The organism is Klebsiella sp. MISC125 (assembly GCF_051131775.1).
Taxonomy (GTDB): Bacteria; Pseudomonadota; Gammaproteobacteria; order Enterobacterales; family Enterobacteriaceae; genus Klebsiella.
Map to the genome: position 1 here is coordinate 3,647,158 of NZ_CP180448.1, position 12,053 is coordinate 3,659,210.

The 12,053-nt window shown below is 54.9% G+C and carries 12 protein-coding genes; 10 read left to right on the forward strand and 2 right to left on the reverse strand.

From position 1 onward, the window contains the following. Positions 1–189: 189 nt before the first annotated feature. From rluE to purB, 6 genes are read left to right on the forward strand one after another with little or no spacing between them, the layout of a single operon-like run. Complete coding sequence (gene rluE / locus ACMYSL_RS17310; protein WP_434659191.1) at positions 190–840, forward strand: 23S rRNA pseudouridine(2457) synthase RluE; 651 nt, start codon at positions 190–192, stop codon at positions 838–840. A gap of 43 nt (positions 841–883) precedes the next feature. Then, positions 884–1,795: a hypothetical protein gene (locus tag ACMYSL_RS17315; protein WP_434659192.1), complete on the forward strand. Its 912-nt coding sequence runs from the start codon at positions 884–886 to the stop codon at positions 1,793–1,795. A 12-nt stretch (positions 1,796–1,807) separates the two neighbouring features. Further along, positions 1,808–2,266: an NUDIX hydrolase gene (locus tag ACMYSL_RS17320; protein WP_434659193.1), complete on the forward strand. Its 459-nt coding sequence runs from the start codon at positions 1,808–1,810 to the stop codon at positions 2,264–2,266. A 56-nt stretch (positions 2,267–2,322) separates the two neighbouring features. Then, positions 2,323–3,429 carry a tRNA 2-thiouridine(34) synthase MnmA gene (gene mnmA / locus ACMYSL_RS17325; RefSeq protein ID WP_142515103.1) on the forward strand — a complete coding sequence of 369 codons (1,107 nt, stop codon included), beginning with the start codon at positions 2,323–2,325 and terminating at the stop codon, positions 3,427–3,429. 59 nt (positions 3,430–3,488) lie between these two features. Continuing rightward, positions 3,489–4,130 (forward strand): high frequency lysogenization protein HflD, encoded by a 642-nt coding sequence (gene hflD, locus ACMYSL_RS17330; protein ID WP_110273628.1) that lies wholly within the window; start codon positions 3,489–3,491, stop codon positions 4,128–4,130. 3 nt (positions 4,131–4,133) lie between these two features. Next, positions 4,134–5,504, forward strand: a complete 1,371-nt coding sequence (gene purB, locus ACMYSL_RS17335; protein ID WP_434659194.1) for an adenylosuccinate lyase — start codon at positions 4,134–4,136, stop codon at positions 5,502–5,504. A 47-nt stretch (positions 5,505–5,551) separates the two neighbouring features. On the opposite strand, the gene ACMYSL_RS17340 is transcribed toward purB, so the two are convergent. After that, the gene (locus ACMYSL_RS17340) at positions 5,552–6,766 is read right to left on the reverse strand and encodes an MFS transporter (RefSeq protein ID WP_434659195.1); all 1,215 of its coding nucleotides are present in this window, start codon (positions 6,764–6,766) and stop codon (positions 5,552–5,554) included. 99 nt (positions 6,767–6,865) lie between these two features. Here ACMYSL_RS17340 and ACMYSL_RS17345 point away from each other — a divergent pair, with 99 nt between their 5' ends. The 4 genes from ACMYSL_RS17345 to ACMYSL_RS17360 all read left to right on the forward strand — a co-directional run bounded on the left by ACMYSL_RS17345 (position 6,866) and on the right by ACMYSL_RS17360 (position 10,742). After that, positions 6,866–7,312 carry a winged helix-turn-helix transcriptional regulator gene (locus ACMYSL_RS17345; protein WP_304258215.1) on the forward strand — a complete coding sequence of 149 codons (447 nt, stop codon included), beginning with the start codon at positions 6,866–6,868 and terminating at the stop codon, positions 7,310–7,312. Between the two features lie 84 nt (positions 7,313–7,396). Next, a complete protein-coding gene (gene phoP / locus ACMYSL_RS17350; RefSeq protein WP_112216649.1) occupies positions 7,397–8,071 on the forward strand; it encodes a two-component system response regulator PhoP in 675 nt (224 codons plus the stop codon). Next, on the forward strand, positions 8,068–9,534 hold the full coding sequence (phoQ, locus tag ACMYSL_RS17355; protein WP_304258212.1) for a two-component system sensor histidine kinase PhoQ: 1,467 nt from the start codon (positions 8,068–8,070) through the stop codon (positions 9,532–9,534). The genes phoP and phoQ overlap by 4 nt, the downstream gene beginning before the upstream one ends. An 86-nt stretch (positions 9,535–9,620) precedes the next feature. Then, the gene (locus ACMYSL_RS17360) at positions 9,621–10,742 is read left to right on the forward strand and encodes a cupin domain-containing protein (RefSeq protein ID WP_110273634.1); all 1,122 of its coding nucleotides are present in this window, start codon (positions 9,621–9,623) and stop codon (positions 10,740–10,742) included. Positions 10,743–10,800: 58 nt separating this feature from the next. On the opposite strand, the gene pepT is transcribed toward ACMYSL_RS17360, so the two are convergent. Then, the gene (pepT, locus tag ACMYSL_RS17365) at positions 10,801–12,024 is read right to left on the reverse strand and encodes a peptidase T (RefSeq protein WP_434659196.1); all 1,224 of its coding nucleotides are present in this window, start codon (positions 12,022–12,024) and stop codon (positions 10,801–10,803) included. Between the last annotated feature and the right edge of the window lie 29 nt (positions 12,025–12,053).

Genomic DNA, 12,053 nt, shown 5'->3' on the forward strand with positions numbered 1-12,053 from the left:
TAGCCGGGCGTTGGCTTTAATCGCCCACTCCCGTCATCGGAATATCCCGCTAACCGGAGATTTCGCGTCCGTGTCGCCTTCCTGTAATGCGAATCGGTTTGAGCAACCTTTTTGTTAATAAGTTGTAATGAGCATGTCAATACTACCTGAATGTTTGCGTCCATGAAAGGCATTCGTAATTAGGCTATAATGCGGCAATTGATAGAGTCTGAAAATACCATGCAAAAAACTTCATTTAGAAAACATCGCGTTGAGCGATTCAGCAAGCAACAAGTCACCAGACAACGTAAAGAACACCAACCAAAAACTGTGATCTTGTTCAATAAACCATATGATGTGTTGCCACAATTTACTGATGAATCCGGGCGCAGCACGCTAAAAGATTTTATTCCGGTTGCTGGAGTCTATGCTGCTGGTCGGCTGGACCGGGATAGCGAAGGCCTGCTGGTACTAACCAACGACGGCGCGCTACAGGCGGCGCTGACTCAGCCAGGCAAACGCACCGGCAAGATATATTATGTTCAGATTGAAGGTGAGCCGACGCAGGAGGCACTGGTCGCCCTGCGAGACGGCGTCACATTAAATGATGGCCCGACCCTGCCCGCCGGCGTTGAGCTGGTTGCGGAACCCGTGTGGCTATGGCCGCGAAATCCACCAATCCGCGAGCGCAAGTCAATCCCCACCAGCTGGCTAAAAATCACGCTTTATGAGGGGCGCAACCGTCAGGTTCGCAGAATGACCGCACACGTCGGCTATCCCACGCTGCGCTTGATTCGTTATGCGATGGGCGGCTATACGCTGGATGGACTGACCAACGGCGAATGGCGAAAGGTCGAATAATTCAATCCAAAGCAGCATAAGGTCATTTCAGGGAAGAAAAAATATGCGTTTAGCCCTTCTTGGTACATTGAGTCTCTGCTGCATCTCATCACTTTGTTTTGCAGAGGATAATTGCGACGCCCTTGCCGGTATCGCCGCCGGAGAGGCCAATTACCTCTATGATTCAGCCCAGGTAAAAACCGGGGGGCGATTGCATTTCTACTCGGCTCCCGCAGCCAAATGTTCGCTCCCGGCGTTTCTGATTGCTGGCGACAACGTCGAGATACTCCGCAGTATTGCGCTGGGTGACTCTGCGGATCAGCAGTATCAATACGTACGTTTTCGCGATGCCAAAGGACAATTCGCCGCCGGCTGGGTAAATGCTGCCGGATTGGCACCGGAGAATAATCCCCTACCCGTCAGCAGCCAGTGTCAGAAATGGGCAAAAAAAACGATGCGACAGCGCGAAAGTCTCGCTCCGGCTCAGGATAACCACTATCAAATACAAGGATCCGGCCGGGCGTGGTTCTACTCCGTGCCGAACGAACAGTGTCGCAGCAGCAGCGTTTTCCTCCTGCCCGGGGATACTGTTTCCGTCCAGGAACAATCCAACGATGATTTTATCGAGGCCGTTTATTACACCGCCGCTCGCCATATCGTGCGCGGCTGGTTGAAAAAATCCCGGCTCACGCCCCTAAACCGTGGCGATAGCTACCGTGAGGATATCAATCCCTTATCAACGGACAAAGCATCACGCCTGGTAACGCTTAATTTACGTCACGACTATAGCTGTATATTTTATGAAAGCTGGAATGCGGAAAAACAGATTCAAATGATGGTGCGTGAAGATCACCAGTCCCCGCAGTGTCGCGGCGCAGGCGACCCGGAAACATCGCCTGTTATCGCTTACATTAGCCTTAATAAACTCAGCGGCGAAATTCGCTGGCCGGATGTCGCAGAAGGGTTCGAACCATAATAAGGACGCAATATGTTTAAACCGCACGTCACCGTCGCCTGCGTAGTTCACGCGAAAGGCAAATTTTTGGTTGTTGAAGAAACGATCAATGGCAAAGCGTTATGGAACCAGCCTGCGGGGCATCTGGAGGCCGATGAAACGCTGGTGCAGGCCGCAGAACGCGAACTGTGGGAAGAGACCGGCATCCGCGCGACACCACAGCATTTTATCCGCATGCATCAGTGGATAGCCCCGGATCGCACGCCGTTTTTGCGTTTTTTGTTCGCCATTGAGCTTAACGATACGTGCGCCACTGAACCTCATGACAGCGATATTGACCGCTGCCTGTGGCTTAGTGCTGAGGAAATCCTTAACGCGGCAAACCTGCGTTCTCAATTAGTTGCCGAGAGCATCCGCAGCTATCAGCAAGATCCACGTCACCCTCTGTCGTTAATTGGCGAATTTAACTGGCCGTTCACAGGGGGTGCCTGAACGGGAGACGCGTGCTAGAATACGCCGCCTCGAAGTTCAATGTAGTGAGTATTCCAATGTCAGAAAGCCAGAAAAAAGTGATCGTCGGCATGTCCGGCGGGGTTGATTCCTCAGTTTCCGCTTACCTGCTTCTCCAGCAAGGTTATAAGGTGGAAGGCCTGTTCATGAAGAACTGGGAAGAAGACGACGGCGAGGAATATTGCACCGCAGCAGCAGATCTGGCGGACGCGCAAGCCGTCTGCGATAAGCTCGGCATTGAGCTTCACACCGTTAACTTTGCCGCAGAATATTGGGACAACGTGTTCGAACTGTTCCTTGAAGAATATAAAGCCGGACGCACGCCGAACCCGGATATTCTGTGTAACAAAGAAATTAAATTTAAAGCCTTCCTCGAATTTGCCGCTGAAGACCTCGGTGCTGACTACATCGCCACCGGTCATTACGTGCGTCGCGCCGATGTCAACGGTAAGAGTCAGCTGCTGCGCGGCCTCGACGGCAATAAAGACCAGAGCTACTTCCTTTATACTCTGGGTCACGAGCAGATCGCGCAAAGCCTGTTCCCGGTGGGTGAGCTGGAAAAACCGCAGGTGCGCAAAATCGCTGAAGAACTGGATTTAATCACCGCGAAGAAAAAAGACTCCACCGGCATCTGCTTTATCGGCGAACGTAAATTCCGCGAGTTCCTTGGCCGCTACCTGCCTGCTCAGCCGGGTAAAATCATCACCGTTGACGGTGATGAAGTCGGCGAGCATCAGGGTTTGATGTACCACACGCTAGGGCAACGTAAAGGCCTGGGTATTGGCGGCATCAAAGACGGTGGCGAAGACCCGTGGTACGTGGTCGATAAAGATGTCGAGAATAATATTCTTATCGTGGCCCAGGGCCACGAGCATCCGCGTCTGATGTCAGTTGGCCTGATTGCCCAACAGCTGCACTGGGTCGACCGCGAGCCGGTAACGGGCACCCTGCGCTGCACGGTAAAAACCCGCTATCGCCAGACCGATATCCCCTGCACCGTGAAGGCGCTGGATGACGAACGTATCGAAGTTATCTTTGACGAACCGGTCGCGGCCGTTACGCCTGGCCAGTCAGCGGTCTTCTACAGCGGCGAAATCTGCCTCGGTGGCGGTATTATTGAACAACGCTTGCCGCTGCAGGCCTGACAGACGTTTTTGCCGCTGGATGTACCAATCGGGCGTCCGGCGGTTTACAAGGAGAATGTGTGGCGAAGAATTATTATGACATTACGCTGGCGCTGGCCGGAGTTTGCCAGGCCGCGCGTCTGGTTCAGGAACTGGCGCACCAGGGGCATTGCGATGGCGATGCCCTGCATGTGTCGCTGAACAGCATCATCGATCTCGACCCGGATTCGACTCTGGCGGTGTTCGGTGGCAGTGAAGCCAATCTTCGCCTCGGGCTGGAAACCCTCATCGGCGTGCTGAACACCAGCAGCCGTCAGGGACTGAATGCCGAACTCACCCGCTATACTTTAAGCCTGATGGTGCTGGAGCGTAAGCTTGCTGCCAGCAAAGGGGCGATGAATACCCTCGGTGACCGCATTGGCGGCCTGCGCCGTCAGCTGGAACATTTCGATCTGCAATCTGAAACCCTGCTCAGCGCGATGGCGGGCATCTACGTTGATGTGATTAGCCCGCTGGGCCCGCGGATTCAGGTAACCGGCTCCCCTGCCGTGCTGCAAAGCCCACAGGTACAGGCCAAAGTTCGCTCTACCCTGCTGGCGGGCATTCGCGCCGCCGTGCTCTGGCACCAGGTAGGCGGCGGACGGCTGCAGCTAATGTTTTCTCGTAATCGTCTGGTTAACCAGGCAAAACAAATTCTTGCTCATTTAACCCCGGAGTTATGATCTATGGAATTATCCTCACTGACCGCCGTTTCCCCAGTCGACGGACGCTACGGCGATAAAGTCAGCGCGCTGCGCGGTATCTTCAGCGAATTCGGTTTGCTGAAATTCCGTGTTCAGGTAGAAGTTCGTTGGCTGCAAAAACTGGCCACGCACGCAGCGATCAAGGAAGTTCCTGCTTTTGCTGCCGACGCAATCGGTTACCTTGATAAAATTGTCACCGATTTCAGCGTCGAAGATGCAGAGCGCATCAAAACTATCGAGCGCACCACCAACCACGACGTTAAAGCGGTTGAGTATTTCCTCAAGGAAAAGGTCGCTAATGTGGCCGAGCTGCACGCAGTTTCCGAGTTTATCCACTTCGCCTGCACCTCTGAGGACATCAACAATCTGTCCCACGCGCTGATGCTGAAAACCGCGCGCGACGAAGTGATCCTGCCCTACTGGCGTAAGCTTATCGACGCGGTTAAAGACCTCGCGGTACAGTATCGCGATATCCCGCTGCTCTCCCGTACCCACGGTCAGCCGGCCACGCCGTCCACCATGGGTAAAGAGATGGCAAACGTCGCTTACCGTATGGAACGCCAGTATCGTCAGCTAAACCAGGTTGAAATCCTCGGTAAAATCAACGGCGCGGTCGGTAACTACAACGCCCACATTGTCGCCTACCCCGAAGTGGACTGGCACCAGTTCAGCGAAGAGTTTGTGACCTCGTTGGGCATCCAGTGGAACCCGTATACCACCCAGATTGAGCCACATGACTACATCGCCGAGCTGTTCGACTGCATGGCACGCTTCAACACCATCCTGATCGATTTCGATCGCGACGTGTGGGGCTATATCGCGCTCAACCATTTCAAGCAGAAAACCATTGCTGGCGAAATCGGCTCTTCAACCATGCCGCATAAAGTGAACCCGATTGACTTCGAGAACTCTGAAGGCAACCTCGGTCTGGCTAATGCGATGATGCAGCACCTGGCGAGCAAGCTACCGGTTTCCCGCTGGCAGCGCGACCTGACCGACTCCACCGTGTTGCGTAACCTCGGCGTGGGTATCGGCTACGCGCTGATCGCCTATCAGTCCACCTTAAAAGGCGTGAGCAAGCTGGAGCTGAATCAGGACCGTCTTCTGGACGAGCTGGACCACAACTGGGAAGTTCTGGCCGAACCGATTCAGACCGTGATGCGTCGCTACGGCATCGAGAAGCCGTACGAGAAGCTGAAAGAACTGACCCGCGGCAAGCGCGTTGACGCTGAAGGCATGCAGCAGTTCATCGACAGCCTGGCGCTGCCGGAAGATGAGAAAGTTCGCCTGAAAGCGATGACTCCGGCCAACTATATCGGCCGCGCGACCACCATGGTTGACGAACTGAAATAAGCCCTTCGCCCCTCTTTCCTGCAGGAAAGAGGGGGATTTTCGCCCCGTCATTTGCCTGCCATCTGGCCCCGGGTTGCAAACCAGAATACCAGCGCCAACAGGCTGACCAACGCCCCCAGCAGGCAAACACCCTGCCATCCTCCGTTTGCATACACCGCAGTTGTACTTATAGCCCCCAGACCACTGCCAACGGCATAAAACAGCATATAGAGTCCGACCAACCTGCTGTGCGCCTCGGGACGAGTGCGGAAAATCATACTCTGGTTAGTGACATGCAGCGCCTGGCCCCCGAGATCCAACAGCACAATGCCCATTAACAACGCCGCCGGTGACCACACCATCAGCGATAACGGCCACCAGGCGAGGAGCAGAATCACCAAAGCCGCAGCACTGGTACGCTGGCCATATCCCCTGTCGGCCCATTTCCCGGCACGGCCCGCCGCCAGCGCCCCAATAACCCCCACCAGGCCTAACGCGCCAATCTCGGTGTGGGGAAAGCTAAAAGGCGGTGCGCTTAGCGGTAGCACCAACGCACACCAAAAAATATTAAACGCAGCGAACATCAGCAACGCCAGCACACCGCGAATCTGAAGCACTCTTTCCTCGCGCAGCAGCGTCAACATTGATGTCAGCAGTTGCGGGTAGCTCAGGGTATTTGGCACCGCCGTTAATACTGGCAGCCGACGCCATAACGGCAGCGCGATGCTCAGCATCAGCAAAGCAGCAAAGATGTAAACTCCGCGCCAGCCGAGCAGATCGCTGATGCCTCCGGAAAATACCCGCGCCAGCAGCAGTCCGATAAACACTCCGCTTTGCGCGGCACCGACAACGCGCCCCTGCTCATGGGGCAAAGCGGCGCTGGCTGCGTAGGCAATTAATCCCTGAGTCATCGCGGTCCCCAAAAGGCCAACGGCAAGCATGCTGCCCAACAACATCAGGGCAGAAGATGCCATGCTTACCGCAGCGAGCGCGGCAATCAGTAGTATCAATTGTATCGCCATCAGGCGGCGGCGATCCACCCGGTCACCAAGCGGCACCAGCAATAACAACGCCAGCGCGCAGCCAATCTGGGTCGCCGTAATCACGCCCCCGACGGCAGCATGGCTAATAGCAAAATTCCGTGCTAACGCGTCGAGCAACGGTTGCGCGTAATACACATTTGCCACACTCAAGCCGCTGGCGATGGCAAATAACCAGACCAGACTGCGTGGCATCACTGCAACCGGGTCCATTAATGATGGCGATACTAATGACGCTTTCATGATTCCACCTTACTATTCTGGTTTCAAAACAAAACCAGTTGAAGGCTAGATGATGTAGTTTTAAAATGCAACCAGATTAGCCAAATGTCAGGAGAGCGAATGTCGTCGCGTGAAAAGTTGAGAAATGAGACCTGCCCCGTGGCGCGCAGTGTGGATATTATCGGTGACCGCTGGTCGTTGATGATTGTTCGCGACGCCTTTGATGGCATGCGCCGCTTCAGCGATTTCCAGCGCAGCCTCGGAATGGCCCGTAATATTCTCTCCGATCGTCTGCACAAGCTGATGGATGCCGGTATTCTGACCACTCAGGCTGCTTCAGATGGTACGGCCTATCAAGAATACGTACTGACGGAAAAAGGAGAGCGCCTGTTCCCCATCGTCGTCGCGTTACGCCAGTGGGGAGAACAATATCTCTTCGCCGACAGCGAGCGTCATTCAGTACTGATCGATAAACGAACGCAGCACGCGCTTCCCCTGATGATGCCGGTCGCCCAGGATGGAATGCCGCTAACGCCTCATGAAACAGAGGTCCAAAAAATTAAATAAAACTCGTTATTTAACAGCTGTTTATATTAAAGGTGTATAATTAGAGCTAAACTATTCAAATCATAAATAAAATGGAGAACTGGCATGCGCGTACTCGTGGTTGAGGACAACGCTCTGCTGCGCCATCACCTGAAAGTTCAGTTGCAGGAATTGGGCCATCAAGTAGATGCGGCAGAAGATGCGAAGGAAGCAGATTACTATCTGGGTGAACACGTTCCGGACATCGCTATTGTTGATCTTGGCCTGCCGGATGAAGACGGTCTGTCGCTCATCCGCCGCTGGCGCGGTCACGACGTTTCGGTGCCGATTCTGGTGCTCACCGCGCGTGAAGGGTGGCAGGACAAGGTCGAAGTTCTCAGCGCCGGGGCCGATGACTACGTCACCAAACCGTTTCATATCGAAGAGGTCGCCGCCCGCATGCAGGCTCTGCTGCGGCGTAACAGCGGCCTGGCCTCACAGGTTATCTCCATCCCGCCTTTCCAGGTTGATTTGTCGCGTCGCGAGCTGTCGGTCAACGACCAGCCGATCAAGCTTACCGCTTTCGAATACACCATTATGGAAACGCTGATCCGTAACCGGGGCAAAGTGGTCAGTAAAGACTCGCTGATGCTGCAACTCTATCCCGACGCCGAACTGCGCGAAAGCCACACCATTGATGTACTTATGGGAAGACTGCGCAAGAAAATCCAGGCCGAGCATCCGCAGGATGTGATTACGACGGTCCGCGGCCAGGGCTATCTGTTCGAACTTCGCGGATGAAAGGCGTGCTACGGCATATTCTGCCGCTGTCGCTTCGCGTCCGCTTTCTGCTGGCGACAGCCGCTGTGGTGCTGGTGCTGTCGCTGTCTTACGGAATGGTGGCTCTGGTCGGCTATAGCGTAAGCTTCGATAAAACCACTTTTCGCCTGCTACGTGGCGAGAGTAACCTGTTCTATATGCTGGCAAAGTGGGAAAACAACACAATTGAGGTCGATATTCCCGAAAACCTCAATATGCAAAGCCCCACAGTGACGCTGATTTACGACGCCAACGGCAAACTCTTATGGGCACAGCACGACGTGCCGTGGCTCACCAAACGCATTCAGCCGGAGTGGCTGAAAAACAACGGTTTTCATGAGATTGAGGCCGATGTCGACAGCAGTAGCATGCTGCAACACAATAACCTGGAAGTGCAGCAACAGCTGGACGCTATCCGTGAAGAGGATGACGACTCCGAGATGACCCACTCGGTGGCGATCAATCTTTACCCCGCCACCAGCACGATGCCGCAGTTGAGTATCGTGGTCGTCGATACCATTCCGGTGGAACTTAAGCGTTCCTATATGGTGTGGAGCTGGTTTATCTACGTGCTGGCGGCCAACCTGCTGCTGGTGATCCCGTTACTATGGGTAGCAGCATGGTGGAGCCTGCGACCTATCGAGTCGCTGGCAAAAGAGGTGCGTGAACTGGAAGAGCATCACCGTGAGATGCTCAACCCGAACACCACTCGCGAGCTCACCCGGCTGGTCAGTAACCTCAACCGCCTGCTGAAAAGTGAACGCGAGCGCTACGACAAATACCGCACCACCCTGACCGACCTGACCCATAGCCTGAAAACGCCGCTGGCGGTGATGCAAAGCACCCTGCGCTCGATGCGCGGCGGGAAGCTCAACGTCAATGAAGCCGAACCGGTGATGCTGGAACAAATTAGTCGTATCTCGCAGCAGATTGGTTACTATCTCCATCGCGCCAGCATGCGCAGCGGCGGTTCTCTCCTCAGTCGCGAACTTCACCCAATCGCCCCACTGCTTGATAGCCTGACCTCGGCGCTAAACAAGGTCTATCAGCGTAAAGGCGTGAATATCACCCTCGATATTTCACCGGAAATCAGCTTCGTCGGCGAACAGAATGATTTTATGGAAGTCATGGGCAACGTGCTCGACAACGCCTGCAAGTATTGCCTGGAGTTTGTGGAAGTCTCCGTGCGTCAGTCCAACGACAACCACCTGCATATTCTGGTTGAAGATGATGGTCCAGGGATCCCCCAGAGCCTGCGTAACGCGGTGTTCGATCGCGGTCAGCGCGCCGATACCCTGCGCCCCGGACAAGGCGTAGGCCTCGCCGTCGCCCGCGATATTGTTGAACAGTATGATGGCCGCATCCTGACCGAGGACAGCTTACTCGGCGGAGCCTGCATGGAAGTCATTTTTGGTCACCAGCTCCCTGACGATAAAGAAAGCTAAAACAATCAGTTTTTTAACGGCGCCTGCATCATGCAGGTGCCGCATCCGTTATAATCCCTAACAAACACCTGCTGTGGAATATAATTATGGATTATCAATTAACGCTGAACTGGCCCGACTTTATCGAGCGCTACTGGCAAAAACGCCCGGTAGTACTGAAACGTGGCTTTGCTAATTTCGTCGATCCTTTAAGCCCGGATGAGCTGGCTGGGCTGGCCATGGAGAGCGAAGTCGACAGCCGCCTGGTTAGCCACCAGGACGGCAAATGGCAGGTCAGCCACGGTCCGTTTGAGAGCTACGATCACCTGAGCGAGAATAACTGGTCGCTGTTGGTACAGGCGGTAAACAACTGGCACGAGCCATCAGCGGCGCTGATGGCTCCGTTCCGCGCCCTGCCCGACTGGCGCATCGACGATCTCATGATCTCATTTTCCGTCCCTGGCGGCGGCGTCGGTCCCCATCTCGATCAATACGACGTATTTATCATTCAGGGCACCGGTCGTCGCCGCTGGCGTGTGGGCGAAAAGGTGCCGATGAAGCAGCACTGCCCGCACCCGGATCTGCTGCAGGTTGATCCGTTTGACGCGATTATTGATGAAGAGATGGAGCCAGGCGATATTCTCTATATTCCACCGGGATTCCCGCATGAGGGTTATTCGCTGGAAAACTCGCTGAACTATTCCGTTGGCTATCGCGCCCCTAACGCCCGCGAGCTGTTCAGCGGCTTTGCTGATTATGTTTTACAGCGCGAGTTAGGTAGCCAGCGTTACGCCGATCCGGACGTGCCGTCGCGGGATCATCCGGCGGATATTTTGCCTGCCGAGCTGGATCGCCTGCGCGAAATGATGCTCGGGCTGATTAACCAGCCGGAGCATTTTAAGCAGTGGTTTGGCGAGTTTATTACTCAGTCCCGTCACGAGCTGGACGTCGCGCCGCCGGAGCCGCCGTATCAGCCCGATGAGATTTACGACGCTCTGCAGCAGGGGGATAAGCTGGCGCGCCTCGGTGGCCTGCGCGTGCTGCGTATCGATGGCGAAGTGTTCGTCAACGGCGAACAAATTAACTCCCCGCACCGCCCGGCGCTGGATGCCATGGCAACGCACCTTTCGCTCAAGGCAGACCATTTCGGCGATGCGCTGGAAGACCCATCATTCCTCGCCCTGCTGGCGGCGCTGGTCAACAGCGGTTACTGGTTCTTCGAGGACTGATCCCCCAGTTTGCCCGGTGGCGGCTAACGCCTTACCGGGCCTACGGCCGAGCTCCGGTTTACCGCTTTGCCGTCAACTCGGCGATACGCACAATCACCTGCACCGCTTTTTCCATACCTTCGAGAGTTACGAACTCATGCTTGCCGTGGTAGTTATAGCCGCCGGTAAACAGGTTCGGGCACGGTAAGTCCATAAAAGAGAGCTGCGCGCCGTCGGTGCCGCCACGAATCGGCTTCATTTCCGGCTCAATATGGCAATCAACCATCGCCTGACGAGCAATCTCGACCACGTGCGGGTGCGCCATCACCTTCTCATGCATATTGTAATAGCTGTCCTCAATGATCAGCTCAATATAGCAATCCGGGTGCAGCCCTTTGCCAACCTTCTTGGCGATCTCCATCATTTTGCGTTTGCGGGCTTCAAACTGCTTACGGTCAAAATCGCGGATGATATAGTGCATATCTGCGCGATCGACCGTACCTTTGATACTGGCCAGATGGTAGAAGCCCTCGTAGCCTTCGGTGGTTTCCGGTGCTTCATCGGCGGGCACTTCGGCATGAATGCGTGCCGCCAGCGACAGCGCATTGACCATCACGCCCTTTGCGGTGCCGGGATGCACGTTATTGCCGACGATCTTAATCGTCACCGATGCGGCGTTAAAGTTTTCAAACTCCAGCTCACCCACACCGCCGCCATCGACGGTATAGGCCCAGCGGGCGTCAAACGCGGCGACGTCAAAATGCTTCGCCCCTTTTCCGACCTCTTCATCCGGGGTAAAGGCCACGCGAATATCGCCGTGGGGAATGTTCTTCGCCTTTAGCGTTGCCAGTGCGGTCATAATCTCGGCAATACCCGCTTTATCATCAGCGCCGAGCAGAGTTTTACCATCAGTGGTAATTAACGTCTGTCCAAGCAACTGGTGCAGCACCGGAAACATCACCGGAGAAAGCACCTCGTCACCAATACCAAGAGCAATATCGCCGCCGCGGTAGTTTTCAACAATCTGCGGATTGACGTTCTTGCCGCTGAAGTCTGGCGACGTATCAACGTGAGAAATAAAGCCAATGGCCGGAATATCGCCCGCGACGTTAGCCGGCAGGGTGCCCATGACTGTCCCTTTCTCACTTAGCGTCACATTGACGAGTCCCATTTCTTCCAGCTGCGCCTGGAGCAGGCGTAACAGCTTCCACTGCCCTTCGGTGCTCGGAACCTGACGCACACCAGGCTTCGATTGCGTGTCCAAAGAAACGTACTGCAAAAAACGCTCAAGCAATTTATCCATGTAGCCACCCTCTTCTTTTGTGACAACAT

Bases quoted from the DNA above. Each gene is read 5' to 3' on its own strand.
- rluE (WP_434659191.1), top strand. From the start codon at position 190: ATGCGGCAATTGATAGAGTCTGAAAATACCATGCAAAAAACTTCATTT.
- ACMYSL_RS17315 (WP_434659192.1), top strand. From the start codon at position 884: ATGCGTTTAGCCCTTCTTGGTACATTGAGTCTCTGCTGCATCTCATCA.
- ACMYSL_RS17320 (WP_434659193.1), top strand. From the start codon at position 1,808: ATGTTTAAACCGCACGTCACCGTCGCCTGCGTAGTTCACGCGAAAGGC.
- mnmA (WP_142515103.1), top strand. From the start codon at position 2,323: ATGTCAGAAAGCCAGAAAAAAGTGATCGTCGGCATGTCCGGCGGGGTT.
- purB (WP_434659194.1), top strand. From the start codon at position 4,134: ATGGAATTATCCTCACTGACCGCCGTTTCCCCAGTCGACGGACGCTAC.
- ACMYSL_RS17340 (WP_434659195.1), bottom strand. From the start codon at position 6,766: ATGAAAGCGTCATTAGTATCGCCATCATTAATGGACCCGGTTGCAGTG.
- ACMYSL_RS17345 (WP_304258215.1), top strand. From the start codon at position 6,866: ATGTCGTCGCGTGAAAAGTTGAGAAATGAGACCTGCCCCGTGGCGCGC.
- phoP (WP_112216649.1), top strand. From the start codon at position 7,397: ATGCGCGTACTCGTGGTTGAGGACAACGCTCTGCTGCGCCATCACCTG.
- phoQ (WP_304258212.1), top strand. From the start codon at position 8,068: ATGAAAGGCGTGCTACGGCATATTCTGCCGCTGTCGCTTCGCGTCCGC.
- ACMYSL_RS17360 (WP_110273634.1), top strand. From the start codon at position 9,621: ATGGATTATCAATTAACGCTGAACTGGCCCGACTTTATCGAGCGCTAC.
- pepT (WP_434659196.1), bottom strand. From the start codon at position 12,024: ATGGATAAATTGCTTGAGCGTTTTTTGCAGTACGTTTCTTTGGACACG.